General features: G+C 61.9%; 23 protein-coding genes and 2 tRNA genes. 5 read left to right on the plus strand and 20 right to left on the minus strand.

The genetic code is table 11. The features are described from left to right. The first annotated feature begins 15 nt into the window (after positions 1-15). Complete coding sequence (locus KSW38_RS06885) at positions 16-1,266, plus strand: aminotransferase class I/II-fold pyridoxal phosphate-dependent enzyme (protein WP_216923865.1); 1,251 nt, start codon at positions 16-18, stop codon at positions 1,264-1,266. Continuing rightward, on the plus strand, positions 1,263-2,057 hold the full coding sequence (locus KSW38_RS06890) for a spermidine synthase (RefSeq protein WP_216924140.1): 795 nt from the start codon (positions 1,263-1,265) through the stop codon (positions 2,055-2,057). Before KSW38_RS06885 ends, KSW38_RS06890 begins: the two co-directional genes overlap by 4 nt. Here the strand turns inward: KSW38_RS06890 and rsmD are convergent. From rsmD to thiL, 4 genes are read right to left on the minus strand one after another with little or no spacing between them, the layout of a single operon-like run. Beyond that, complete coding sequence (rsmD, locus tag KSW38_RS06895) at positions 2,054-2,620, minus strand: 16S rRNA (guanine(966)-N(2))-methyltransferase RsmD (protein WP_216923866.1); 567 nt, start codon at positions 2,618-2,620, stop codon at positions 2,054-2,056. The genes KSW38_RS06890 and rsmD overlap by 4 nt on opposite strands. Before the next feature lie 57 nt (positions 2,621-2,677). After that, positions 2,678-4,933: an ATP-dependent DNA helicase RecG gene (locus tag KSW38_RS06900; protein ID WP_216923867.1), complete on the minus strand. Its 2,256-nt coding sequence runs from the start codon at positions 4,931-4,933 to the stop codon at positions 2,678-2,680. After that, entirely contained in the window at positions 4,923-6,002 is a 1,080-nt protein-coding gene (locus KSW38_RS06905) for a DAK2 domain-containing protein (RefSeq protein ID WP_216923868.1), read from the minus strand. Before KSW38_RS06905 ends, KSW38_RS06900 begins: the two co-directional genes overlap by 11 nt. Positions 6,003-6,024: 22 nt before the next feature. Continuing rightward, on the minus strand, positions 6,025-6,984 hold the full coding sequence (gene thiL, locus KSW38_RS06910) for a thiamine-phosphate kinase (protein WP_254186221.1): 960 nt from the start codon (positions 6,982-6,984) through the stop codon (positions 6,025-6,027). A 245-nt stretch (positions 6,985-7,229) separates the two neighbouring features. Between thiL and KSW38_RS06915 the strand changes: the two genes are divergently transcribed. Beyond that, on the plus strand, positions 7,230-7,739 hold the full coding sequence (locus tag KSW38_RS06915; protein WP_216923870.1) for a DUF3515 domain-containing protein: 510 nt from the start codon (positions 7,230-7,232) through the stop codon (positions 7,737-7,739). 72 nt (positions 7,740-7,811) lie between these two features. On the opposite strand, the gene KSW38_RS06920 is transcribed toward KSW38_RS06915, so the two are convergent. The 6 genes from KSW38_RS06920 to leuC all read right to left on the minus strand — a co-directional run bounded on the left by KSW38_RS06920 (position 7,812) and on the right by leuC (position 14,437). Next, a complete protein-coding gene (locus KSW38_RS06920; protein ID WP_216924142.1) occupies positions 7,812-8,951 on the minus strand; it encodes a D-alanine--D-alanine ligase family protein in 1,140 nt (379 codons plus the stop codon). After that, a complete protein-coding gene (locus tag KSW38_RS06925; RefSeq protein ID WP_216923871.1) occupies positions 8,951-10,003 on the minus strand; it encodes an NAD(P)H-dependent glycerol-3-phosphate dehydrogenase in 1,053 nt (350 codons plus the stop codon). Before KSW38_RS06925 ends, KSW38_RS06920 begins: the two co-directional genes overlap by 1 nt. Next, on the minus strand, positions 10,000-10,833 hold the full coding sequence (locus KSW38_RS06930; RefSeq protein ID WP_216923872.1) for a lysophospholipid acyltransferase family protein: 834 nt from the start codon (positions 10,831-10,833) through the stop codon (positions 10,000-10,002). The genes KSW38_RS06925 and KSW38_RS06930 overlap by 4 nt, the downstream gene beginning before the upstream one ends. Positions 10,834-10,844: 11 nt before the next feature. Continuing rightward, positions 10,845-12,170: a UDP-N-acetylglucosamine 1-carboxyvinyltransferase gene (gene murA / locus KSW38_RS06935; RefSeq protein WP_216923873.1), complete on the minus strand. Its 1,326-nt coding sequence runs from the start codon at positions 12,168-12,170 to the stop codon at positions 10,845-10,847. A gap of 206 nt (positions 12,171-12,376) precedes the next feature. Then, positions 12,377-12,976, minus strand: a complete 600-nt coding sequence (gene leuD / locus KSW38_RS06940; RefSeq protein WP_216923874.1) for a 3-isopropylmalate dehydratase small subunit — start codon at positions 12,974-12,976, stop codon at positions 12,377-12,379. A 9-nt stretch (positions 12,977-12,985) separates the two neighbouring features. After that, entirely contained in the window at positions 12,986-14,437 is a 1,452-nt protein-coding gene (gene leuC, locus KSW38_RS06945) for a 3-isopropylmalate dehydratase large subunit (RefSeq protein ID WP_216923875.1), read from the minus strand. Positions 14,438-14,588: 151 nt separating this feature from the next. Here leuC and KSW38_RS06950 point away from each other — a divergent pair, with 151 nt between their 5' ends. Both KSW38_RS06950 and KSW38_RS06955 read left to right on the plus strand, forming a co-directional pair. Next, a complete protein-coding gene (locus KSW38_RS06950) occupies positions 14,589-15,308 on the plus strand; it encodes an IclR family transcriptional regulator (protein WP_014922101.1) in 720 nt (239 codons plus the stop codon). A gap of 27 nt (positions 15,309-15,335) precedes the next feature. Further along, positions 15,336-15,872: a DUF1697 domain-containing protein gene (locus KSW38_RS06955; RefSeq protein ID WP_216923876.1), complete on the plus strand. Its 537-nt coding sequence runs from the start codon at positions 15,336-15,338 to the stop codon at positions 15,870-15,872. Positions 15,873-15,878: 6 nt separating this feature from the next. Here KSW38_RS06955 and KSW38_RS06960 read toward each other — a convergent pair whose 3' ends face one another. From KSW38_RS06960 to KSW38_RS07005, 10 genes are all read right to left on the minus strand, one after another. Beyond that, positions 15,879-17,498, minus strand: a complete 1,620-nt coding sequence (locus KSW38_RS06960) for a GTPase (protein WP_216923877.1) — start codon at positions 17,496-17,498, stop codon at positions 15,879-15,881. After that, complete coding sequence (locus tag KSW38_RS06965) at positions 17,495-19,294, minus strand: dynamin family protein (protein WP_216923878.1); 1,800 nt, start codon at positions 19,292-19,294, stop codon at positions 17,495-17,497. Before KSW38_RS06965 ends, KSW38_RS06960 begins: the two co-directional genes overlap by 4 nt. Positions 19,295-19,447: 153 nt before the next feature. Beyond that, a tRNA-Glu gene (locus KSW38_RS06970) sits at positions 19,448-19,520 on the minus strand. A gap of 127 nt (positions 19,521-19,647) precedes the next feature. Further along, a tRNA-Gln gene (locus KSW38_RS06975) sits at positions 19,648-19,719 on the minus strand. 137 nt (positions 19,720-19,856) lie between these two features. Continuing rightward, positions 19,857-20,585: an HAD family hydrolase gene (locus KSW38_RS06980; protein WP_216923879.1), complete on the minus strand. Its 729-nt coding sequence runs from the start codon at positions 20,583-20,585 to the stop codon at positions 19,857-19,859. A 12-nt stretch (positions 20,586-20,597) separates the two neighbouring features. Then, positions 20,598-22,118, minus strand: a complete 1,521-nt coding sequence (gltX, locus tag KSW38_RS06985; RefSeq protein ID WP_216923880.1) for a glutamate--tRNA ligase — start codon at positions 22,116-22,118, stop codon at positions 20,598-20,600. A gap of 121 nt (positions 22,119-22,239) precedes the next feature. Next, entirely contained in the window at positions 22,240-23,016 is a 777-nt protein-coding gene (locus KSW38_RS06990; RefSeq protein WP_216923881.1) for a fumarylacetoacetate hydrolase family protein, read from the minus strand. 39 nt (positions 23,017-23,055) lie between these two features. Beyond that, on the minus strand, positions 23,056-23,859 hold the full coding sequence (locus tag KSW38_RS06995) for an MBL fold metallo-hydrolase (RefSeq protein ID WP_216924143.1): 804 nt from the start codon (positions 23,857-23,859) through the stop codon (positions 23,056-23,058). Between the two features lie 361 nt (positions 23,860-24,220). Continuing rightward, complete coding sequence (locus KSW38_RS07000; protein WP_216923882.1) at positions 24,221-25,333, minus strand: branched-chain amino acid aminotransferase; 1,113 nt, start codon at positions 25,331-25,333, stop codon at positions 24,221-24,223. Positions 25,334-25,450: 117 nt separating this feature from the next. Beyond that, positions 25,451-26,503: a 3-isopropylmalate dehydrogenase gene (locus KSW38_RS07005; protein WP_216923883.1), complete on the minus strand. Its 1,053-nt coding sequence runs from the start codon at positions 26,501-26,503 to the stop codon at positions 25,451-25,453. Positions 26,504-26,568: the final 65 nt, after the last annotated feature.

Raw genomic sequence — 26,568 nt, forward strand, 5'->3', positions numbered from 1 at the left:
CTTCGCCGGGATACCATGGCTGACATGTCACCAGCAGGCAGCACTTTACCGCTCAACACAACGGCCCACGGTTCCTCGCCATGGCAACGGGCCGCTACTGGCGCCAACCTGCTCTCCCTTGACGGAAACCTCGGAGTGACCATCTTCGAGGAGATGACCACCTTGGCAATATCCTCCGGCGCAATCAACCTCGGACAGGGCTTCCCCGACGAAGACGGACCCGTGGAGATAAAAGCCGCAGCGCAGGCAGCCATCGCCGCAGGAGCCAACCAATACGCTCCTGGCAAGGGCATCACGGAATTGCGCGAAGCTGTCGCGGAACACCAACTCCGGTTCTATGGACTCACTCCAGACCCGCAGACAGAAGTCGTCATCACTACGGGCGCCACGGAAGCCATAGCGGCGTCACTTTTGGCTTTCATCCAGCCCGGCGACGAAGTCCTGACCTTCGAACCGTTCTATGACTCCTATGGAGCCCTCATCGGATTGGCCGGAGCACAACATGTCACTGCTCCCCTGACCGCTCCGGATTTCCTTCCGGACCTCTCCAGACTCGAAGAGGCATTCAGCAACCGCACCAAAGTGGTGCTCCTGAACAACCCACACAATCCCACAGGCGCCGTTTTCCCCCAAGAGGTCCTGGAAAAGGTGGTTGAGCTAGCCAGGAAGTACGACGCCATCATTGTCAGCGACGAAGTCTACGAGCACCTGACCTTCGGCGTAACGCATATTCCAGTAGCTTCCTTGCCTGGGGCTGCGGAACGGACCCTCACAATCTCGTCTGCAGGAAAGACCTTCTCCTTCACCGGGTGGAAGATCGGCTGGCTCAGCGGCCCCCAGGACCTGGTTGCCGCGGTCCGCACCGTCAAACAGTTCCTTACATACAGCTCGGGCACGCCGTTCCAAAGCGCCATCGCCGTGGGACTCGCCCTTCCCGACACCTTCTACGCCGGCATAGCCGAAACGCTCCGACGCAAACGCGACATCCTTTCCGAAGGCCTTCGCGCTGCAGGATTCAACGTCTTCACGCCACGCGGTACGTACTTCATCAACGTCGACACAGAACCCCTGGGCATCAAAGACTCCGTGGACCTGGCACGCCGCTTGCCTGGCCTGGTAGGTGTCGCTGCGATCCCGGTTCCTGTTTTTTGCCATCCTGAAGGAGCGCAGCGGACCCGAAGCTTGTTGCGTTTCGCCTTCTGCAAAAAAACCAGTGTCCTGGAAGAAGCGGCCGAACGACTGGCCACGCTTAAGGACCTGCTCTGAACCGCAACGACTCCGGCCGCCATCACGCCACGCGTTTCCTGCGAACCTCAGGACAGCACGCCACTGTTGATGCCGATACGCTCATTGAAGGCAGTTACATCCTCAGCATCGGTGGCGCTGAACAATCCCACGTGAACGTGGCCAACCCCTCGGAGATCTTCTACGAATATCTTCGCAGGATCGGCCATGTTGTGGATCTGGCCGCAGAGCCTGGTGAGCCACTCTCCGTGCTTCATCTCGGCGCCGGTGCCCTGACATTGGCCCGTTACATCCAGGCCACGCGTCCAGGTTCGGACCAATATGCCGTGGAACTCGAACGCGAATTACTGGACTTTGTCCTGCAAAAGCTACCCATGCCCGAGGGCACGCGGCTGCACACGCACATAGGCGACGCACGCGAGGCGCTGGCCGAACTTCCCGCGAACGTGAGGTTCGACGTCGTCATCCTTGATATCTTCTCCGGGCCGGAAGCACCCGCCCACATCGCGTGCAGGGAGTTTTACGAAGAGGCCGCTGCCCGCTTGGGGCCAGACGGCGTACTGATCGTCAACGTCGGCGACGAACCGGCACTAACGCTGGTGCGAAGCCAGGTAGCAGCCCTCCGGCAAGCCATGGCGGACGTAGTCGCATTTGCCGAGACGGGAATGTTCGCGGGGCGCTACCCCGGCAACATCATCCTGGTAGGCACCCGAACGCCATGGCCGGAAGCGTGGACCAGCGCGCTGCTCTCGCGGGGCCCACACCCGGCAACAGTCCTCCATGGCGTGGACCTGGACAGAATTTCAGACTAGGAGGGTTCAGCGAACCATAGTTTGGTCTCGCCGTACTTCTTGTCAGCGAAACATTCCAACGCTTCAGGCCAGGCCGGTTCGGCACTCCTGGACGACCTCTCCACCACCACAACCGCCCCTTCATCCAAGTGAGGCGACAATTTGGCCAGCACGGCACTCAACGCTGGTTCGTCCAGCGGGTATGGCGGATCCAGGAACACCAGGTCCCACACATCGCGTGCTGTGGCGCGCTCCAGAAAAGACTCCACCTTGGATCGATGGACTGAGACTTTCTTGCCACCCAGGATTTGGTTGACCAAGTCCGCGTTGCGCTGGCAGGCATCGCTGGCCTTGGCATCGAATTCCACCAGATCCACGCTGCGGGCGCCCCGGCTCGCGCTCTCCACACCCAGGGCTCCGGAACCGGCATAGAGATCCAGCACCCGGGCATCGTCGATCACAGCCAAAGACTCGAGCCGGGAAAACAGTGCTTCCTTAACACGGTCCGTAGTAGGCCGCGTTGCGGTCCCGGGCACGCTCGTGAGCGGATTGCCACCAGCAACTCCTGCAATAATCCGGCTCACAGCGCCTCTCCATTGCCGGTGCCCGACCCTTTACCGATTCGCGTACCTGGGGATTCTCTAACCGCGTTCAAGGAACGCCTCCTTTTCAGGGTTCAAGTATTCATCAATGGTCGCCGCCAGGACCGACTGGTGTCGCAGCGCCGGGTCATGTGCCACCAGCGCCTGTGCATCCGCGCGAGCACGGGCAATCAGATCTTCATGCTCCAGGACACGCAGCAGCTTAAGCGTGGAGCGCCCACCTGATTGTGAGGCACCGAGGATATCGCCCTCACGGCGGAACTTCAGGTCTTCCTGGGAGAGCGCGAACCCGTCGGTGGTGGACGCCACGGCGTCTAACCTTCGACGGCTCGGATGCCCAGGCTCCAAAGTAGTTACCAGGAGGCAAGTCCCCGGCAGACCGCCACGACCAACCCGGCCGCGAAGCTGGTGGAGTTGGGAAATACCAAAACGATCGGCGTCCAGGATGACCATCAGGGTGGCATTGTGAACGTCGACACCCACCTCGATGACCGTGGTGGAGACCAACACCTTGGTCTGGTTTGCCGCGAACGATGCCATGGTCTCGGTTTTAAGCAGCGGGTCCTGACGACCATGGAGGGGCGCCACGGGCACCCCGGCCAAGGATGGCTCCTGCACCAGGCTCTCGACGACGGCTGTCACCGAAGCGAGTTCGCGGGCCGGACCTTCATCCGAAAGTTCGGCATCCGTTGGTTCCGCCTCTCCTGGGCTGAAGTCGCCGTCGTCGTCGGACCCGATTTTGGGACATACAACGTAGACCTGATGACCGGCGTCGACTTCTTCCCGCGATCGTTTCCAGATTCGCTCCGCCCAGCCCGGGTTCTCGGCGAGCCCTACAACATGGGTGGAAATGGGCGCCCGCCCAGCGGGGAGTTCATCGAGGATGGAAGTCTCAAGGTCGCCAAACACGGTCATCGCCACTGTGCGGGGAATCGGCGTAGCAGTCATAACCAGCAGATGCGGCGGACGTTGGGCCTTGGCACGCAGGGCGTCACGTTGCTCCACGCCGAAGCGGTGCTGCTCATCCACCACGATCAAGCCGAGGTCCTGAAAACTGGTTTTGTCGCTCAACAGAGCGTGGGTGCCGATCACGATGCCGGCGTTGCCCGAGGCGGCGTCGAGCATGGCCTGCTTTCGGGCGGAGGCAGGCATGGATCCAGTCAGCAGGGTCACCATGACGCCAGCCTGCCCGGCATCGGCACCAAGCATGCCGGCACCCCCGAACATATGATCGCGGGCCAGCGGACCCAGGGTCCTGCGGATGGAATCGAAATGCTGTGCAGCCAAAACCTCAGTGGGCGCGAGGAGTGCTGCCTGTCCCCCCGCGTCAACCACCTGCAGCATCGCCCGCAGTGCCACAATGGTTTTGCCCGAACCGACCTCACCTTGCAGGAGTCGATTCATGGGAGTGTCCTGGCCAAGTTCTTCGGAAAGTGTCTTTCCCACTGCTGTCTGGCCAGCGGTGAGCGTAAAGGGCAGGTTCCGGTCAAACTCGCCCAGCAGGCCGTCGCTGACTGGGCGTCGGGCAGTGGCTTCCTCTGCAGCAAGCTGGGCACGTCGTCGCGCCAAAGCTGCCTGCAGCACCAACGCCTCCTGGTAGCGGAACCGTTCCTGTGCCCGCTGCCAGTCCTTTGCCGTTTCAGGCGAATGGATCAGGCGGTACGCCTCAGCCACACTGAGCAGTCCATCCCTGCTGACAATCGACTCCGGAAGGGGATCGGCCAAGGCATCGAGGTCCAGGGTTTGCAGCAACGCGGTAATCACCTTGTGGATGGACCAGCTTGTTAGTTTTGCCGTGGCGGGATAGACGGGAATCGGCATGGCTGCCAGCTTTTCGGGGTCAATCGAACCGTCAGCATCCGGATCCTCATCCAGCAGGAGGAAGTCTGGATTGGTCAGGCCCAAAGCTCCCGCGTAGCGGGTCACCTTGCCGGAAAACATTGCACGGCGTCCCGGGAGGAGCTCGGCCTTGGCCCGGAAACCATTGAAAAAACTGACTTTCAGGGTGCCGGAAACGTGGCTTCCACCGGCTTCATCGGTCACCACGACGTCCGTGATGGAACCCCGGCGGGCACGCATCTGACGGGTGCTGTTGGACAGGACCCGTGCAATTAGAGTGACTTCCTCATCCAGGGGAAGGTTGCTGATGGGAGTAAGTTCGCCCCTGCTCAAATACCTGCGCGGAAAGTAGTTCAGCAACGCGCCGGTTGTCTTGAGGCCTAGGTGCTTTTCAATGACGGACGCCGAGCGCTTGCCGATCCTGCGTTCCAGGGGCAGTTCCAGCTCAGTGTTCATGCCGTGGCTGGCCCGGGATGCTGCTGGGGTCTGCAGTTTGTGTTGCTTGCTGGTCCCGGTGACCGTCTTCAGAATCCCTGGACCCCTCTTCAGAATCCCGGGGAAGGGCAAGTTGGCTGACTGCGATGTCCGTTGGCTCCCCCAGAGACCGGATCAGCGCTACTGCCGGCGCGGGATCAGGTACGTGGACATGCACCCGCCAACGATAACTGGCCTCAGCGGTGGATTCGTCGTCGTCTGGATGGTGACCTGTATTGCCAACCTGGCTCATGATGACGGAATCACCCATCTCGTCCAGGCGTTGGCGCAGCACGGCCGCGTCCAAGGGCGAAAGGCTGATGGTACACATCACTTCGACGCCGTCGTCGGCCGGCATCTGCTGGTGGATGTGCGGATCCTGCAGCTGGTAGCCGTGGAGGCCATCCAGGAGCTCATCCTGCAGTTCTTCGCCGAGCACTGCGGAGCGGAGACAGTCCAGCACCAGCAACATACCTACACCGCCGGCGTCAACCACATGCGCCGCCTGTAGGGGTGCGAGTTCATCCTCTGTGCGTACGACGGCTTGAAAGGCAGCTTCCACCACGGCGTCCAAGGCAAGGCCCAGTGCGTGGTTGCTGTCATCACTATTCTGGGAGGAATCCACCGCCTGGGCTGCATGGGCCGCTGCTTCAAGGACGGACAGCATGGTTCCGGATACCGGTTCGCTCAAGGCCGACCAAGCTCGGATCTGGGCCCTGTTAAGGGCCGTGGCCAGCAGTGGCGCACTCAGGCGCGCCTTACCAGCAAGCGGCTCCGCCGCTGCGCACAGGAAAACAGCAAAGAGGGTGCCGGAGTTACCCCTTGCCTGTTCCATGGCAGCCTGACCAGCGCGCGACAGCACAGCACCGACGTCGTTACCGGTCTCGACAGCGTCAGGAGCGGTGCCAGCCAACGCGGACACAGCCGCGCGCGCGGTGAGGTAAAGATTGGTTCCAGTATCGCCGTCTGCGACGGGAAAGATGTTGATCGCGTTCAGGCGGTCGCTATGGTTGCCAAGGACCACCTCTGTCTTGCCGAGCCAACGTTTCATGGCGTGCGCATTCGCGGCGATCTTAGTCTGCAAAATGATCCCATCCCACGGTGTCAGCAGCTTGTCCGGCAATCCGGACGCCGCTGCCATGAGACTGGACAACGGCCTGAACTGAGCCTATCGCAGTGAAGCCCTGCGGCAGCTGAATTCCAGCTGGGAACGTAGCCAGCAGTCCGTGGTCTTCTCCGCCGCCCAGAACCCACGGCATCGAATCTACGCCCAGCAAGGCGGCAGCGGGTTCGAGCGGAAGGGCGTGGGCCTTCAACGCAACAGCGTCAAAGTCCAGGATGACGTCGCTTGCCGCGGCGAGCCGGCCGCCGTCGCGCAGCAAACCATCTGAAATGTCCATCATTGCTGTTGCGCCCGAGCGCGCGGCTAGCGGCCCGGCAGCCAACGGCGGCAAGGGCCGGCATTGGCTATCCAACAGTGCACGCTGCTCATCTGAGAGGTCCGTTACAGTGACATCGCTTTCCAACAGCGCCAGGCCGGCGGCGGCTCGCCCCAGGGTGCCTGCCACTGCCACGACATCTCCCGGCCTCGCACCGGAACGCAACACAGGCGTCTGTCCAGCCAAAGTACCGACGACGGCGACAGTCACCGCAATCTCCCGGCCACGGCCCAGGTCACCCCCAGCGACGGAGCAATCAGGAACCCCCAGCCCGATGATCCCAGCGGTGAGGCCATCCGCGAAGTCCTCAACCCATTGAACTGGCGTGGCCGGCGGCATGGTTAGGCTCACCACCAGTGAGGTAGCCGTTCCGCCCATGGCGTTGATATCGCTAAGGTTCTGTGCCGCGGACTTCCATCCGACGTCGTATCCGGTGGTTCGATAGCCGTTGTTCCACTCCAGCCGGAAGTCCTGGTCCTGGGTCTGGGTATCGATGGAAATCAGTGTGCGGCCGTCCGTGGCGGCAACCATAGCGGCGTCGTCGCCGGGACCCAGCAGGACACTGGGGCTGCTGTTCAGGCGGGGGAAGATCAGGGCAAGGAGCTCGGACTCCGAGAGATCTGCGACTGTTGGACAATCTTCCGATAACTGTTTCGGGGCTTCGGATGACTGTTTTGGGGCTTCGGATGGCTGTTTTGGGGGCACGGCTCTACGCTATCGCGGGACACCGACAAAATACCGCCGGAGCCTGAGCCGGGCGCCCCGTCGGCAATGTGACTCTCCTAACCGGTGCACCAACCGCATGCCAAGCGGCCTCGTGCGCGGGATAGGCTGGGGTGATGCACCGAAAGACCCTTCCGCGGACCGCCGTGGCCTTCAGCCTGGCCGCAGCGTCCGTCCTCGCAGTGTCAGCCTGCGCCCCCACCGTGGACGTCACGGCGGCAACCGACGCCGCCAATCCGGCCTGCGCCCCAATGATGGTGGCGCTGCCGGACAAGATCGGCGATGCCGCGCTCCGCAAGACCAACAGCCAGGCCACTGCTGCCTGGGGCGATCCTTCCCAGATCATCCTGCGCTGCGGTGTAAACGTCCCTGGACCAACCACTGACCGCTGCGTCAGCGTGAATGACATCGACTGGGTGATCAAAGAAGGCGATGGCGTCTATACCCTGACCACCTTTGGACGCGAACCGGCAACGGAAATCCTCGTCGATCCGGTCAAATTGGAAGCCGCCAACATCAGCTCTGCCACAGTCCTCACCGAACTTGCCGCCGCTGCCGGCAAAATCAAAGCAACGCGGCACTGCGTGGGTCAGGAAGACCTGCAGAACCTCCCGACCGCCAAGTAGCGGGCACTCAACCGCATACACAGCAGCTGGTGCCGGTCGTTCCAACCGACACCAGCTGCTATTTGCCAGGGTTCAGCGCAGGCCCGTTTTGCGGGTCAGTGCCAAGTGGATGAGTTCATCGATCAGCTCGGGATACGACAGGCCTGAGGCCGCCCACATCTGCGGGTACATGCTCTTGGGAGTGAAGCCCGGCATGGTGTTGATTTCGTTGATAATCAGTTCACCCGCGGGCGTGTAGAAGAAGTCCACCCGGCTCAGGCCTTCCGCGCCCACGGCGTCAAAGGCGGCAGCGGCCAATTCCCGAACGCGCGCAATGGCTTCGTCCGGCATATCAGCCGGGCAACTCAGCGCGGCAGCACCATCTTCAACATACTTGGCAGCAAAGTCATAGAACTCGTGTTCCCCCATAGCCACCGCAATTTCGCCGGGCATGGAGGTGCGGGGCGCATCGGTGCCCCTGCCTTGCAGCACAGCGCACTCGATTTCGCGCCCGACAATCCCGGCTTCGATGACCAGCTTCAAGTCGTGGCGGCGGGCTTCCTCGATGGCGGCGTCAAGGCCCTCCAAAGAATCCACCTTGGAAATTCCCATCGAGGAGCCTGCACGGGCAGGTTTAACGAAGACCGGGAAACCGAGCTTGTCTACGCGCTTGCGGACAGCCTCGGCGTCCGTGAGCCATTCTCGGTCCGTGACGGCGATATAAGGCCCCACGGTCAGTCCAGCGGCTTCAAAAACTACCTTCATGAAGTGTTTGTCCATGCCGACTGCCGAAGCGAGCACGCCGGCACCAACATAGCGTGTGTCGGATAGCTCCAAGAGGCCTTGGACTGTTCCATCCTCGCCCCAAGGGCCATGAAGCAAAGGAAAGACGACGTCCACGGAACCGAGTTCCTCGGGTATCGCATTCGGCGCGGTCACGATCAGCTGGTGCTCGCCGCCCACCTCTGCCAAGGTGACAGTCCGGTCCGACGGCGAAACCTCAGGAAGCGCCGACGAGCTCAAGGACCACTGGCTGGTGTCCCCCGATGCAAGGACCCATTGTCCGGACTTGGCAATACCAATCGGCACGACATCGTATTTGCTCTTATCAATGGCACCCATGACGCCTGCCGCCGTTACGCAACTAACAGCGTGTTCGCTGGAACGTCCGCCGAAAAGGACCGCTACACGGGGTCGACGGCCGGTCACGGGGGTGGATTCTTCAGTCACAATCAGTAATCGCCTTCGGACTTAAGGGCCCGGGCCAGCAATCGCGGCCCCAGGTCATCAACGGACATTTTGCCTTCAAGCACCGCCACAACGGCGGCGGTAATGGGCATTTCGACGTTCAGTTTGTCCGCCAATTCATGCACGGCAGGGCCGGATTTAATGCCTTCAGCGGTTTGCGTCATCTGTTCAGCCACCTGCTCGAGGCTCAGCCCCTCGCCCAAAAGCCTTCCAGCTGTGTGATTTCGGGAAAGCGCAGATGAGCACGTTGCAACGAGGTCGCCGAGCCCCGCGAGACCCGCCATAGTGTGGGCCTCTCCACCCAGCGCCAAGGCAAGCCGGGACGTCTCAGCGAGGCCTCGTGTGATGACTGACGCTTTGGTGTTGTCACCCATCTGTCGCCCCTCGCAGATACCCACGGCCAGGGCAATCACATTCTTGACGATCCCGCCGATCTCAACGCCCACAACATCGGTGCTGGTATAGGGACGGAAGTACGGTGCGGTGCAGCAGAGTGCGATTGCGGCGGCGGTATCGGCGTCACTGCACGCAACTACAGACGCAGTGGGTTGTTCCCTTGCAATCTCCATGGCGAGGTTGGGTCCAGAGACCACCACCACACGTGATTCGGGGATGCCGAGCTCCTGGGCGATGACCTCGCTCATGCGTGCATCAGTCCCCAGTTCGAGGCCCTTCATGAGCGATACGACAATTGCGTCCGGTGCGAGCAGGCGCTTCCATTCTCCCAACTGGGGCCGCAGCGATTGGGCCGGCACGGCCAGGACCACGAGACCGGCATCCTGCAGGACCTCTGCAACATCCGTGGATGCGGTGACTGCGTGGGGAAGTTCGATGTCCTTCAAGTACTGCTCATTGCGGTGATCCGCGTTGATTTGATCAACTACCCGGGCGCGCCGCCCCCAAATACGGATCCTCCGCTCCACCCCGGCAGTTGCAGCAGCATCCGCGAGGATCTTGGCGAACGTAGTTCCCCACGAACCTGCGCCAAGTACAGCTACGGTGTCCGGAGCAGGGACAGGGCTTTCAATGACCGTCATTTGCTGCCCTCCGATTCCGGATCCTCAAGAGATGCTTCGTTGCCAGCGGGTTCTGCAGCCGTTTCAGGCGCTGCGCCCAGTGCAGCGTTCGAACCCCGCTCCACGAACCGGCCATGTTTGGCTTGCTTATGAACGGCCGGATCCCAGCGTTCGGCGGGCGGCTCCTCATCGCGCAGGGTTGCCAGGAGCGCGGTGACCGCGTCCATGATGACGTCTGTAGCTTCGGACAGCGTGGCCCGGTCCATGGGCCGGTCCGCGAAAGCGCTCAGATCCACGGGCTCACCGACGAGAACCCTGACGGTCTTTCGAGGAAAGATGTGGAAGCGCTTGGCGTATCGGGGGAAAACCTCATGGGCCCCCCAGTGAGCCATTGGAACTACGGGTGCACCTGTCTGCAATGCCAAGCGGGCAGCGCCAGTGTGCCCCTTCATCGGCCACAGGTCCGGGTCCCGGGTCAGGGTTCCCTCGGGGTAGATAATGATCGCACCTCCGGCGTCCACCACCTCTTTGGCGACTTGCAGCGAGCGGTTCGCTCCCGCCGTCGAGCGTTCAACCGGAATCTGGTTCGTCGCCCGCAGCAAAGTTCCCAGCACAGGTGCTTTGAAGAGTCCTGCCTTCGCGAGGAAGTGCGGAGGACGTTTCTGGTTGTACAGCATGTGCCCGATCACGACAGGATCAATTTCGGTGCAGTGGTTCGGTGCTGCGATGAAGCCGCCCGCGGGGAGCTTCCCAGTGCCCTCCCACTTCTTGCCCATCAAGACGTTCATCAACGGACGCGCAATGCCCGCCAGGAGCATGAACGTAGCCCGGCTCTTGGCCGATTCCTTCAAAGGGTCCCCCGCTACTTGGTGGTGATGATGTCGAAATCGGCGCCCAGGCCAGCGAGCTTCTCCGTAAAGCGCTCATATCCGCGGTTGATGATATCGATGCCAGTGACCCTGGAGGTGCCCGTCGCGGCCAAAGCTGCGATGAGGTGGCTAAAGCCACCGCGAAGATCAGGGATGTCAATCTCGGTCCCCCGCAGCGGCGTGGGACCGGAGATCACGGCAGAATGCAGGAAGTTCCTCTGGCCGAAGCGGCAGGGGACGCTGCCAAGGCACTCACGGTGGACCTGGATGTTTGCACCCATCCGGGCCAGGGCATCGGTAAACCCGAAACGGTTCTCATAGACCGTCTCATGCACGATCGACACACCCTCCGCCTGGGTCAAAGCCACCACCAAGGGCTGCTGCCAGTCAGTCATGAAGCCTGGGTGCACATCCGTCTCCAGGACCAGTGGGGAAAGCTTGCCTCCGGGGTGGTAAAAACGGATGCCGTCATCACCAATGTCCATGCCGCCCCCCACCTTGCGGTAGGTGTTCAGGAAGGTCATCATGTCCCGCTGTGAAGCGCCTTCAACAAAAATGTCGCCACGCGTCACCAACGCGGCCGAGGCCCAGGACGCCGTCTCGTTCCGATCCGGAAGGGCCCGGTGGTTATAGCCGCCCAAGTCCTTGACACCCTCGATACGGATAGTGCGGTCAGTCTGGACGCTGATGATCGCGCCCATCTTCTGCAGCACGGCGATGAGGTCGATGATCTCCGGTTCCGTTGCAGCGCCGCTGAGTTCCGTGATTCCTTCCGCGCGCGTGGCGCTCAGCAACACTTGCTCGGTGGCACCCACAGATGGATAAGGAAGGGAGATCTTGGCGCCGTGCAGGCCGTTGGGCGCGGAGATGTGGATGCCCCCCGGGCGCTTTTCCACGACGGCGCCAAACTGGCGCAGGACGTTCAGGTGGTAGTCGATAGGACGATCGCCGATTTTGCAGCCGCCGAGGTCCGGAATGAAAGCCTCTCCGATCGCGTGGATCAAAGGGCCGCACAGCAGGATCGGGATGCGTGAATCGCCGGCGTGCGCGTCAATAGCGGTGCTGGATGCCGTTTTGGCATCCTTCGGATTCAGTGTCAGATCGCCCGTGGCGGGGTCCTTGACCACAGTCACCCCGTGGAGCTTCAGGAGGCTGGTAACAACCTCCACGTCCTTGATTTCCGGCACGTTCCGAAGCACTGATGGTTCGCTGCCCAGCAACGCCGCCACCATGGCCTTGGGCACAAGGTTCTTGGCACCGCGAACGGTCACCCGCCCTGTCAACGGGACGCCACCGCGGATTGTCAGAACACTACTCATCTATACCGGTTTCCTCACGACTACTCGCCCCCCATACTTACAAAGGCTCCAGCTAAGCATAGAAGCTCGGGTTACCTAACCGAAATGGAGCCGCCCCGTGCCGGGCAGATCCTGTATCCATCAATCCTCCGAAAAAAGGACCGGCGAGCCCACCCTAAGGGGCCCACCGGTCCTGGTTCCGCAGCATTCAGCCGACGACGGATCCGTCAGCTTTTCGCCGGAAGGGTCTTCGGTTTGAAGGCGGGCCTGGTGGCCTCGTAAGCGGTGATGTCTTCCTCGTGCTGGAGGGTCAGGCCGATGTCGTCGAGGCCTTCCAGGAGGCGCCAGCGGGTGTAGTCGTCGATCTCAAACGGGGCCACGACGTTGCCGCATTCCACCGTCTTGGAGACCAGGTCCACCTTGACTTCGGTGCCGGGGGCATTTTCCAGGACCTTCCAGATGAGCTCGATGTCATCCTGGGCAACCTGGGCGGCCAGGAGTCCTTGCTTGCCTGAGTTACCACGGAAAATATCGGCGAAACGAGAGGACAACACGGCCTTGAAACCGTAGTCCTTCAACGCCCAGACGGCGTGCTCACGGGAGGAACCCGTGCCAAAGTCGGGGCCGGCCACCAGCACGGAGCCGGCCTTGAACGGGGCCTGGTTGAGGATGAACGACTCGTCCTTGCGCCACGCAGCGAAGAGGGCGTCTTCAAAGCCTGTGCGCGTGATGCGCTTGAGGTAGACCGCCGGGATGATCTGGTCGGTATCCACATTGCTCTGGCGCAGCGGAACACCGATGCCGGTGTGGGTGGTGAATGCTTCCATGGGATCCTCCTAGACTGCGATTCCGGTCAATGTGCCTGCAGAAGCGGGCTCAAGGTCCGACGGCGAGCTCAATGTTCCGCGAACGGCTGTCGCGGCAGCCACCACGGGAGAGACAAGGTGCGTACGGCCACCCTTGCCCTGGCGGCCCTCAAAGTTGCGGTTGGACGTTGATGCGCAACGCTCCCCCGGCTCCAGCTGGTCCGGGTTCATACCCAGGCACATGGAACAACCGGCGAATCGCCACTCGGCACCGAAATCCTTGAACACCTTGTCCAGGCCCTCAGCTTCAGCTTCCAGACGGACACGGGCGGAACCCGGCACCACAAGCATTCGGACCTCCGGATCCTTCTCGCGGCCGCGGATAATGTCCGCCGCGGCCCGCAGGTCCTCAATCCGGGAGTTCGTGCAGGAGCCCAGGAACACGGTATCCACGCGGATGTCCTTCATGGGTGTGCCTGCCTCAAGGCCCATGTACTGCAGCGCGCGCTCCGCGGCAGCTTTGGCGTTCTCATCTCCGAAGTCTTCCGGGGACGGAACCCTGGCTGACAGCGAAACGCCCTGGCCAGGGTTGGTGCCCCAGGTGACGAACGGCTCGAGGGTGTTGGCATCGAGGTCCACTTCGACGTCGAACGTCGCGTCGGCGTCAGTGTGGAGCGTGTTCCAGTACTCGACGGCGGCGTCCCAGTCCGCGCCTTCGGGCGCATGCGGACGGCCCTGCATGTAGTCATAGGTGGTCTGGTCCGGGGCGACCATTCCGGCACGGGCGCCAGCCTCGATGGACATGTTGCAGATGGTCATTCGGGCATCCATCGACAGAGCCCGGATGGCAGAGCCGCGGTATTCCAGGACGTAGCCCTGGCCCCCGCCGGTACCGATCTTGGCGATGACGGCCAGGATGATGTCCTTGGCCGTGACGCCGGGGCGCAGCGTGCCCTCGACGTTGATCGCCATGGTCTTGAACGGCTTCAAGGACAGCGTCTGGGTTGCCATGACGTGCTCGACCTCAGAGGTTCCGATGCCCATGGCCAGTGCACCGAAGGCGCCATGCGTGGAGGTGTGCGAATCGCCACACACCACCGTCATGCCCGGCTGGGTCAGGCCCAGCTGCGGACCCACAACGTGCACGATGCCCTGCTCCTTATCGCCGAGCGAGTGCAGGCGGACGCCGAATTCCTTGCAATTGGCGCGCAGCGTTTCAATCTGCGTGCGGCTGGTGAGGTCCGCGATGGGCTTGTCGATGTCCAATGTGGGAGTGTTGTGGTCCTCCGTGGCAATGGTGAGGTCGGTGCGGCGCAGCTTGCGGCCAGCCAGGCGCAACCCTTCGAAAGCCTGCGGTGACGTCACCTCGTGGACCAGGTGCAAGTCAATGAAAAGAAGGTCGGGCTGGGCATTGGCTCCTTCGCCTTCACCTTTGCGCACTACATGCGCGTCCCAGACTTTCTCGGCCAGTGTCTTTCCCACGGCCTTGCTCCCTTCACTGAAGTTGGATGTTCTTCATCCACTGAACTGTTCTTCTAACCACTGAACTCTTCTAACCACTGAACCAGCAGGGCCGCAAAATAGGCTAGTGAAACAACTTGCATCTCAGATATTGAGACGGCAATATCATTACATGGACAATTCTAGTGGAGTCGGGGTCATTGATAAAGCGGCCCAAGTACTCGATGCCCTCGAGGCCGGGCCAACAACACTTGCACAACTTGTAGCGGCCACTGGCCTCGCCCGGCCCACCGTTCACCGGCTCGCGCTGGCCTTGGTCCACCACCGGCTGGTCAGTCGCGACATCCAGGGACGATTCGTTCTGGGCAGCCGCTTGGTGGAACTCGCATCCGCGGCCGGTGAAGACCGGCTCATCGCTTCTGCAGGGCCGGTACTCATCCAACTGCGGGACGCTACCGGCGAGAGCGCCCAGATTTTCCGCAGGCAGGGCGATTGGCGCGTATGCGTTGCCTCAGCGGAGCGTCCGATCGGGCTGCGCGATACCATTCCGGTGGGAACCCAGCTGTCCATGAAAGCCGGTTCGGCCGCGCAGGTCCTCCTCGCTTGGGAAGACCACGACCGCCTGCTGGAAGGACTCCAGAACGCCCGATTTACGCCCACCGTCCTGGCAGGAGTACGACGCCGGGGCTGGGGTCAGAGCCTGGGCGAACGCGAGCCGGGGGTCGCCTCGGTTTCCGCTCCGGTCCGTGGACCCTCTGGACGGGTCATAGCCGCAGTGTCCATTTCAGGTCCCATTGAGCGCCTCACGCGTCAGCCAGGACGATTGCACGCCGAGGTCGTCTGCAATGCCGCCCGGGTACTGACAGAAGCCTTGCGCAAGAACAACGACTAGACCCGCTGTCTTTGAAGGGGGACGTCCATGACCATCTACGCAGTATTCCTCAGGGGCATCAACGTCAGCGGGATCAACATCAAGATGGCCGACCTGAAATCGGCACTTAAGGGCTACCCATTCTCTGACGTGAAGACGCTGTTGGCGAGTGGAAACGTTGTCCTGAAGAGTGATCTGAGCATCAAGGATGTAAAAGCCCAGTTCGAAAAGTGCCTGCGTGAATCCTTCGGCTACGACGCCTGGGTTGTTGTCCTCACTTCTTCGCGGGTGGCCGAACTCGTGGATGCCTGCCCGTACCCTGCCGACGACAAAGCCACGCACAGCTACATCACGCTCACCTCGGACAAAGCCATGCTGGACGAGCTCTTTGAGGCCGGAGAGGCCCTTGGTGGCGTGGAACAGGTGCGGCTCGGACCGGAAGCTACCGCTTGGCTATCACCGGCCGGAGGCACCTTGGATAGTCCCTTCAGCAAACTCTCTGCCAAGCCGCGGTACAAGGCCAGCACCACAACGCGGAACCTTCGGACCCTGATCAAAGTCAAGGACGCTGCGGCCGATCTATAGACGTCCCTATCCTTTGCGCGCGGTTTTTATCGCCGCGTTGAAGGCACCTAAACGGGCAATCTGCACCTCCACCGGTTCCACGATGCGCTGCTCAGCTACGCCTGCTATCGCGGTTTTCAGTCTTTTGGCCACGCCCTTGGCGCGCAGGCGAGCGGCCCAGCCGCCGATGATTCTGCCGAAGATGGCAAGAACAATCCCCAAAACCACTCCGCAGGCCACCATCAACGTAGGCCAGGGCCATCCCTCAGTCCTCGGAACCTCCGGCACAGGCATTTGGAAATAGCCGAGCGCGGCCAGGAGCCCAAGCCAACCAAGTCCACCGACCGCCAGGAGAAGTGCGATCCATTGAAGTGAGTTGAACAACAACCACCAGAACGGGCGTTTTGACGTTTTGAGATCCGTCCCGGCGATGGCTTGGTCCAGGGCATCCGGCAGTTGCTCGCGGCTTTCCCTGGCCACAGCACGGATGGACGCCCGCCACGGGCCAGGAGCGCCTTCCGAAGCCTCATCCACAAAATCACGCACTGCGGCATCCGTCCTCGCACGTTCGGGTGCGCCCGCTACCGGCAAGGAAGTCCGGTTGAGCTCGGGCCTGGTGTCCTGCCTACCCAGGTTCAGCCTCCGCAGGGGATCAGGCCGGAATCGCAGCAACCAGCGCGTCACGGGCCATCCCGTCCGCCGCGCCGATTCCCTCTTGAAGGATCGCGCTACCGCGTCAACCACCACAGGTACGTTGGCCGCCGTCGACAATTCGGTGGCGAGTCTAGCCTTGGTATTTGCTTTGATGCCGCGAGCCTCGCCTGCACCTGAAACCTGGAACAGTTCGGCAGCAGCCTTGGAGACATCGGCAGCCAAGCGTTTTGTGGCGGCCTCCCGTTGGATCACGACGTCCCGGATGGCACCACGAACGGCATCGATGCCTTCGCCAGTCAGTGCCGAAGCGCCCAGGATGCGAACGTCATCCAGGCCGTCGCGCTCAAGGATGCCTTTCAGGGAATGAAGCACATCAGCGGTGTCGGCGTCGTTGAGCTTGTCTATCTGGTTCAGGACAACAAGTGTGACGGCTCCATGGGAGGCCATCGGACGCAGGAAGTCGTTGTGCACGGCAGCATCTGCATACTTCTGCGGGTCCAGCACCCAGACCAGGACGTCCACCATCCCGACCATGCGCTGGACTACCTCCCGGTTCTCCACTTTCGTTGAATCAAAGTCGGGAAGGTCCAGCAGGATCAGGCCGCTCTCCGCAGACGCCAGGCCTGGGAGCCCAGGCAGGCTGTGCCGCTCCTGCACTCCGAGCCAGTCCAGCAGCGGCCCACTTCCGTCCTCGCCCCAAATTCCTGCCAACGGCGCGGATGTGGTGGGCCGACGGGCTGCCGCGGTTGCCAGATTGCTGCTGGAAACGGCATTGAACAAGGATGACTTGCCGCTTCCTGTGGCCCCGAAAAAGCCCACCACCGTGTGTCCTGCCGACAACGAGCGTCTGGACGAGGCCCGTTCAAGGACCTCATACACGGATTGCAGTTCCTCCTCGGGCAGCACTCCCTCGGCCAGCTCCCGTGCTGTGTTCAGCGCTTCGAGCCGCCGCTGGAGTTGGGACGATTCCCGGACTTGGCTGTGCCGGCTCATGCCGCTCCTGCCAAGCGACGGAGTGCCTTGGCATGGTGGTCGAGGTGCATATCGCTATGGACGGTGCCACCGTCCAAGCCAGTGGCCTCCAGCCGACCGAGGAACCTGTCCCGTTCTTCCTCGAGAAGGCGTTGGCAGGACGTGTGAAGATCGGCCCTGGCTTGCTGGGCAAGCCGACGGACGGCATCCTCACCGAAGACAGCTTCAAGCAGCTTCTGCCCCACCACAGCCGTTCCACCCGCAATGCCTATCTCCAACCCTGTCAAACCGGCAGTCATGGAGAAAACCACCACCATCAGCGCTGCGCCCAGCCCGTTCACGCCGAAGGAGAGCCACCGGGCCTGCGTGCGCTTTTCCTGACCTTGGGTGCGGATCAGTTCCATGAGTCCTTCCTGCCAGGAGCGGATGGCGGCCGCGGCCTTCGCGTCAAAGCCAGGACTGGTCCCTGAAAGATCTGCGGCGCCCAAGAGCTGGCGGCCTGCCGCGTCCGAGCGCCAGCGCCTGTCGACGTTTTCTGCGGCGTTGGCGGCCTCATCAAGAATCACTGCTTGCAAACCTGTTTCGATCGCGGTCTCGACTTTCACAGCCGGGGCGGGTTCACCTCTGAAGAATGCCCCCATCCGGTCCCGCATACGCCCTATGTTCTGCTCAAGTGCACGGAAGAATTCTCCCGTGCCCACAAAATCCTGCCATCGTGCCAGCACTTCCCCGCGGAGCAGCGCACCGTCCTTGGTTGCTTCCAGAATGCGCAGCAGGGCGTCGTCGTATTCGTGAACGCAGACAGAGCGCAGCTCATGCGCCGCAGCATCCTGGGCCGCAGCCGCAGCCGCAATGGCTTCAAACCGGGCGCTCACTGCTTTGATGGCACCATTGAGCGTGCGCCGCGCGACGTCTGCTCGTCCGGCGGAATCAGCGGCAAGGCTGGCCAGCCAAAGCCTCAAATCGCTGACAGCTTCGCGCGGCAGCATGCCCAAATCGTCCAATGCACTTTCCTGAACCACGAAGAGTTCTGCAGCAGCCAGGCCATGACGATCCAACATCGCCTTGAGGTCCGTCCTGACTTCTTCCTCCGCTGCCGGTGGCACGCGGTCCAGCACCACGGCGACCGTAATGTCCCTCGAAGCCGCATCCAGGAGCAGGCGCCACGGGACGGCGTCGGCGTATCTGTTTGCCGTGGTGACGAACACCCAAAGATCCGCTGCGGCGAGCAACTGACCCGCCAGCCTGCGATTGTTATCGGAAATGGAGTCGACGTCCGGCGCATCCAGAATCGCCACGCCCTGGGGCACATGGTCGTGACCCACGAGCACCAGGGACGTGATTGCCTGGGCATCCGGCGCCATCCCGGCTTGATTTGCAGGCAACGGTTCCGCAGAGACGCTACCCCTGATCCGCTCCAGGTTGGGAAGAATGCGCTGGCCCTCAAACCATTCCCCATCCTGCGGATGGTGGAGGAGGATCGGCTGACGCGTTGTCGGTCTAATAGCTCCGGCACGTGTCACCGGGTAGCCTACCAACGCATTAACCAGCGTCGATTTACCGGCACCAGTGGAACCTCCGACGACGGCCAGCAGCGGCGCGTCCAGGCTGCGGTATCTGGGGATCACATAGTCGTCGAGCTGTGCGAGGGTCTCCCTGATCAAGCGGCGCCCGGCTTCGGCATCGGGCAAGGCGAGTGGCAAGGCTGCGCCCGCTAGTTCGCTCCGGGCCGCTTCGAGGGTGTTGACGGCATCAGCCTGGGCTTTATTCGTGACAGGACTGGTCCCTGCTCTTGGCGGCTCTTCATGTGCGGTCACAGCATCATCATGCCAGCCCGAAGACTGTCAGCGGGTCATCAGGTGCCTGGCGGAGGGAATGTCGGGGGCGCTAACCCGCAATGTCGGCTGGTAACCGGAAATGCGCTTAAACGAAGAATTCCCCCGGAACCGGAGTTCCGGGGGAATTGTTTGTGACCCCAGCGGGATTCGAACCCGCGTTACCGCCGTGAGAGGGCGGCGTACTAGGCCGCTATACGATGGGGCCTTGCACTTTTTCTTCGCCGTTTCCGGCGAACAAGCTGAATGAGTATTTCACACTTTCAGCTCTCTTCCAAATCGGCTAAGCGATGTGGAATTCTGATTTTCCGCTGCAATAGAGCGGAATTTCAGAGCTGGGATACCAGGACTCGAACCTAGAATGACGGTACCAGAAACCGTAGTGTTGCCAATTACACCATATCCCAAAGTGACTTTTGGACCGGAGTTCTTCGCCGTGGTTTCCCTTGGCTTTTCCCTCCGTGCCCCTCAGCACGAGTAATGACTCTACCGGAGTCTTGCCACCTGCACAAATCGCGAGGCCGTTACCTGCATCACATGGATGTCAGGCTGCGGATGGTGCCTTAATCAGCAGTCTCGACAACGAATCCACCTGACGCCCGACGAACTCTTCAACCTCTTCCCCGGTCCTGTTGAGCCACACGCCAATAAGGCCGGCGGCCGTTGCGCCGTCCGCGTCAAGAAGCCGGTTGTCCCCAACGTAGAGAGTCTCACCGGGTTCTGTCCCCAGCAGCCGCACGCCCTCAAGGTAGATTGCAGGATGCGGCTTCGCCACGCCGACCGTATCCGTTCCTACGAGGATCTTGATCCTGGACAGGCCCGCCCCATCCAACTTGGCCCGTTGGTAGTCATGAACGTTGTTGCTGACAGCACCGTAGGGAATGTCCGCAGCGTCGAGCGCATCCAGCACGCCTGCTACGTCGTCGAAAGCGCGCACGTAGGCCGTTTGCCGCTGATGGTACTCAGCAACCCATGACTGCGATTCCTCACCGTCTCCGAGCTCAACGCCAAAGTGGCCCAAGGCTGCCCGGCCCCTCAAAAGGCGCTGCTCATTGAAGGTCAGTTCGCCAGCAAGGTAGCGGTCATAGAAATGCGTTGTCTCGTGGGTGAAGATACGGCCGAACTTCACCCACCCGGCCTGGTCAAGGCCGGGCAGGAGATGTTCGCTAACATCACGCAGCGCCGTTGTCATGGCGTACTCAAGGTCCACCAAGGTGTCGTCGATGTCGAACAGAACACCGCGGATAGTTCCGAAGGAGCTTGCAATAGCCATGACCGTTGCCGCCTAGCCCCGGAACGCGCGAACGCGGGCCAATGAGGAGTCCTTACCCAGGATCACCATTGACTCGAACAGCGGCGGAGAAATACGTCGGCCTGAAATAGCGGTGCGCACCGGCCCAAAGGCAGCACGGGGCTTGATGCCAAGGTCCTCGACCAATGCCTGCTTGAGTGCCGTCTGAATGTTCTCAGCGGTCCAATCCTCTATGGGCTCCAACGCAGCAAGTGCCGCGTCAAGCACTTCCTGCAGGTTCTCCGGGAGCCCCTTACGGGCGTCGTCAGCAACATCGATCGCGTCGTCGGCCTTGAAGAGGAAGGCCAACATCTCAGGAGCTTCGCCGAGAAGTGTGATGCGCTCTTGGACCAGAGGAGCCGCCTCCCCGAGGATCTCCTCCTGCCGATGCGTGAGGATCTCCCCCACGAAGCCCGCAGCACGGAGATACGGGACGAGCCTCTGCTTGAAGTCCTCCGGCTCGAGCATACGTACGTGGGTGCCGTTGATGGCCTCGGCTTTCTTAAGGTCGAAGCGCGCAGGGTTACCCAGGACATCATGGATGTCGAAGTTAGCCACGAGCTGCTCCACGGTGAAAATGTCCTCGTCCGCGCTCAGTGACCAGCCCAGCAGGGACAGGTAGTTGAGCAGGCCTTCAGGGATGAAGCCACGCTCGCGGTGCAGGAACAGGCTGGATTCCGGATCGCGCTTGGAAAGCTTCTTGTTACCCTGGCCCATGACGTAGGGCAGGTGACCGAACTCCGGCATGTACTCCGCCACGCCGATCGCGTAGAGCGCCCGGTACAGCGCGATCTGCCGGGGCGTGGAACTCAGGAGGTCCTCCCCGCGAAGCACGTGCGTGATGCCCATGAGGGCATCGTCCACCGGGTTCACCAGCGTGTACAGCGGAGCACCATTGGCACGCACAACCGCGAAGTCGGGCACCGAACCGGCCTTGAACGTGATCTCGCCGCGGACGAGGTCCTTGAAGGTGAGGTCCTCATCCGGCATGCGGAGACGCAGCACGGCTTCCCGGCCTTCGGCCTTGAACTGGGCAAGCTGTTCCTCGGTCAGGTGGCGGTCGAAGCCGTCATACCCAAGTTTGGGATCGCGGCCAGCTGCCCGGTGGCGGGCTTCGATCTCGTCCGGCGTGGAGTAGGACTCGTAGACATGTCCCCCAGCCTTGAGCTTGGCGATGACGTCCTGGTAGATATCTCCACGCTGTGACTGGCGGTATGGCTCATGCGGTCCGCCTACTTCGACGCCCTCATCCCAGTCGATGCCCAGCCACTTAAGGGCATCCAGCAGCTGGTGGTAGCTCTCCTCGCTGTCGCGGGCAGAGTCAGTGTCCTCAATGCGGAATATCAGCTTGCCACCGGTATGGCGCGCATAGGCCCAGTTGAACAGGGCAGTGCGGATCAAGCCAACGTGCGGCGTTCCCGTAGGCGACGGGCAGAAGCGGACGCGGACTGGAGTCTCGGCGTTGACGGCAGGGATGGCGCTGGAGGCAGCGCTGGACGCAGAAGCAGTAGTCATAGTGTTTCAACTTTACCGCTTGATATCGGCCCGGTTCCCCGCAGGAATGGCCCGACGACGGCCCGCGCCTTTCGTACGAAAGTCTCGTGCCGTCGTCGGGCGCTAAGGTCTGGTCCGGCCGTTAGCGGCGAACCACCGGGTTGGACAAGCGGCCGATGCCTTCGATCTCCACTTCGAAGCGGTCGCCCTCGCTGACCAGGCCGACACCAGCCGGGGTTCCCGTCATGATGACGTCGCCCGGCAGCAGGGTGAACGCGTGCGAAACGATCGAGACGAGCTCACGAACGCCGCGGATCATCTGGCTGGTGCTGCCGTCCTGACGGAGTTCGCCGTTGAGCCGTCCCTGGATGGAGAGGTCCTCGTGGTCCAGATCGGTTTCAATCCACGGGCCCAGCGGAGCGGAGGTGTCAAAGCCCTTGGCGCGGGCCCACTGGAGATCGGTTTTCTGGACGTCCCGGGCAGTGAGGTCGTTTCCACAGGTGTAACCAAAAATGACGTCGTCGGCACGTTCCTCGGGGACGTCTTTGCAGATACGGCCGATGATGACGCACAGCTCCGCTTCGAAGGAGACTTCATCGGAGAACTCCGGGAGGACTATCGGATCGTTTGGACCGATGACGGAGGTGTTCGGCTTAAGGAAGAGCAATGGATGCTGCGGAACCTCGTTGCCCAGCTCAGCTGCATGCTCGGCAAAGTTACGCCCAACGCCGATCACCTTACTGCGCGGAATGATCGGGGCAAGGAGCCGCACATCCTCAAGCTTGTGCTTCACGTGGGTACGTTCGACGCCATTGAAGAAGGGGTCGCCGTTGATGACAGTGATTTCCTCACTACCGGGCTCGCCTTCAACAACGCCATAAAGGGGATCAGAATCAACTACAAACCGGGCGATACGCATGGGCTCAAGCCTACCTTCCAGTGCTTGGGCGTTTGCGCGCTAGCTGCGAAGGTAATCCAACTGCGCGGCAACCGACGTCTCAGCTGCCCACCTGACCGAAGGATCGACGTCGGGATACACCGCATCAGTAACTGCGGCAATCGGCGCATCCTGGCCGAGCTGTGCCAACGCAGCCCTGATCTGGTCTAGCCGCTGCTGGCGGTGTTCGCGGTACTCACGGCATTTCCCGTCCAGGGCAGGAAGCACCGGGCCATGGGCGGGAAGGAGCGTAGCTGGGCCCAGGGATTCGAGTTTGTCCAGACTGGCGAGGTAATCGCCCAGGCGGCCATCGGGGTAGTCCAGCACCGTGGTGCCGCGTCCCAGGATGGTGTCACCCGTAAGAACGGAGCCTGTGGGTCCGTCTGCGGGGAGATGGAAGCACAAGGAATCCGACGTGTGGCCAGGAGTTGCCAGGACATGGATCTCCACGCCGCCAGCATGCAGGACTTCGCCGTCCACCAGAGGCTCTCCGCCGTGGCAATACTCCGCGGCAGCAGCCCTGACGGGAGCGCCCGTCAGTTCATGGAACCTGGCGGACGCTGCCGTGTGATCAGCGTGCCGGTGCGTAATGAGCACGGCGTCCACCACGCCTGCCGCCGCAAGCGCTGCCAGGTGCCCTTCGTCTTCCGGGCCGGGATCCACGATGGCGACGTGGCCGGAGCCCGGGGCGCTGATGACGTAGGAGTTGGTGCCATCCAGGCTCATCGGGCCCGGGTTGGGTGCCAGCCGGAAGCGGGTGAGGCTGCTGCTTCTCTGCAGTCCAGAGGTGTCGTCGCCGACGGGATGGTTACCGGAAGTCGCCATTGATTCTGAAGTCACTGTCCCATCTTGGCACCACTTCGGATCCTCGCTCACATCCGGACCCCTTTCCACCGATGCTCGCTCACCTCCGGACCGCTTTTCACCGATGCTCGCTCATTTTGAACGTCGACGGCGGACCGCACCGTTGACCTCAACCGACCACTCCGTATGTGAGAGAACATTCCCGCCAAACGGTCAGGATGTGATAAAGGAATCCAGAAAACCCGTTGGGAAGTGAGAGAAGGACCCTGAAAAACCGTTGGGATGTGAGAGAGGACCGGGGATGGCAACGGCGGCCCTGCCGCTTGGTAACCAAGGGCAGGACCGCCGTTGTGCGTTTCAGTTGTGTCAGGAAACCCGGGTACTAAACCAGGCGGGTCAGCCAGCCGTGGGTGTCTTCGACGGTACCGGTCTGGATTCCCAGGAGCTGCTGGCGGATGGCCATGGTGGTTTCGCCTGCCTTGGCGTCCTCGGATCCGATGAATTCCGTCGCGTCCTTGAGCACACCGATCGGGGTGATCACGGCCGCCGTACCGCAAGCGAAGACTTCAGCGATCTCGCCTGAAGCAACGCCGTCGCGCCATTCGTCCAGTGTGATCTTGCGCTCGGAAACTTCCCGGCCCATGTCCTTTGCCACCTGGATGACGGACATGCGGGTGACGCCCTCGAGGATGGTGCCACTGAGCGCGGGAGTAACCAGCGAGCCGTCCTTCATGACGAAGAAGACGTTCATGCCGCCGAGTTCTTCCACGGCGTCGTCGTTGAAGTGGTCCAGGAAGAGGACCTGCTTGCAACCGTTCGCTTCGGCTTCCTGCTGAGCGATCAATGAAGCTGCGTAGTTGCCACCGCACTTGGCCGCTCCGGTTCCGCCGCGGCCGGCGCGGGCGTACTCACGGGAGATCCAGATGGAGACCGGCTTGAGCTCGCCACCGAAGTAGTTACCGGCGGGGGAAGCAATAACGCGGAAGGACACCTCGCGGGCAGCACGAACGCCAAGGAAAGCCTCGGTGGCGATCATGAACGGACGGAGGTAAAGGGCTTCGCCGTCGCCCGACGGAACCCATTCCTGGTCGGCCTGCACGAGTTCACGGATGGCACCGAGGAAGTATTCCTCCGGCAATTCCGGAAGGGCGAGCCGGCGGGCCGATTTGTTCAGGCGCGCGGCGTTCGCTTCGGGGCGGAAGGTCCACACCGAACCGTCAGCGTGGCGATACGCCTTAAGGCCCTCGAAGATCTCCTGACCATAGTGCAGGACTGCGGCCGAGGGATCCAGGGAGATAGGTCCGTAGGGTTCGATCCGGGCGTTCTGCCAACCGCCATTGCCATCGGCGTCAACTTTGTAGTCGACGACGGCGGTGTGGTCGGTGAAGTAATCGCCAAAGCCTGGGTTCGCCAGGATGGCTGCACGCTCCTCAGCAGACTTCGGGGTTTCCGAAAGCTGCTGGCTGAATTCGACGCCATGGGCAGTCTGAGTCATGTTTCCTCCACAGTCAGCTACCTGGTAGCGCGAAACGGGTCCCGGAGGAAGCGGTTCAGCGGTGGACCAGGGAAGCAGGTAAATAATTCAAGACAAGCTTACGCCTGAGAAATGAGCCTAAAGTGCCGCCGCAATGGCATCGCCGATCGCCGCAGTAGTGCGCGGCTCGCCGGTGCGGCTTTCGACGTCCGCGACCACTGCCGCCTCGATCTTGCGGGCCGCCGTGGTGTAACCAAGGTGGTCCAGGAGGAGCACTGCGGAGAGGATGGCCGCGGTGGGATCGGCTTTCTGCTGTCCGGCGATATCCGGCGCTGAGCCGTGGACGGGTTCGAACATGGACGGTGCTGTGCGGTCCATGTTGATGTTGCCCGATGCCGCCAAGCCAATGCCACCAGTAACGGCAGCGGCGAGGTCGGTCAGGATGTCCCCGAAAAGGTTGTCGGTGACGATCACATCGAAGCGGGAGGGATCGGTAACCATGAAGATGGTTGCAGCATCGATGTGCAGGTAATCGTGGGTGACCTCGGGGAATTCGCTGGCCACTGCTTCAACGGTGCGCTTCCACAAGTGTCCGGCGAAGACCAGGACATTGTGCTTGTGGACGAGGGTGACGTGCTTGCGCGGACGTTCACTGGCGCGGCGGAATGCATCCCGCACCACGCGCTCCACGCCATGCGCAGTATTAAGGGAGACCTCGGTGGCAACCTCGTGCGGGGTTCCGCCGCGCAGGGTGCCGCCGTTGCCTACGTAGGGACCTTCGGTGCCTTCGCGGACAACGATGAAATCGATGACTCCGGGGTTTGCCAAGGGGCTCCCGACGGTTCCATACAACCGGGACGGCCGCAGGTTCACGTAGTGGTCCAGGCTGAAGCGAAGCTTGAGCAGCATCTCGCGTTCGATGATGCCGGAAGGAATCCTGGTATCGCCCGGGGCTGCTCCCACTGCACCAAAGAGAATGGCGTCACGCGTCCGGAGGTCTTCCAAAACCTCGTCCGGCAGGGTCTCGCCCGTTTCAAGCCAGTGCTGCGCACCGAGCTTGTAGTGGGTCTGCTCAAGGGCCACGCCTTCGGCGGCGACAGCCTTTTCGAGGACCTTGACAGCTTCGGCGATGACCTCGGGGCCAATGCCGTCGCCGGGGATGACAGCGAGGTTGATGGACGATGCACTCATACGTCTATCTAGCCAAGCAATCCACATGTTGGTCAAAATCGTCTCACTCTTCGAACACGCGACAA

It is taken from the genome of Paenarthrobacter aromaticivorans (assembly GCF_019038615.1).
GTDB classification, from domain to species: Bacteria; Actinomycetota; Actinomycetes; order Actinomycetales; family Micrococcaceae; genus Arthrobacter; species Arthrobacter aromaticivorans.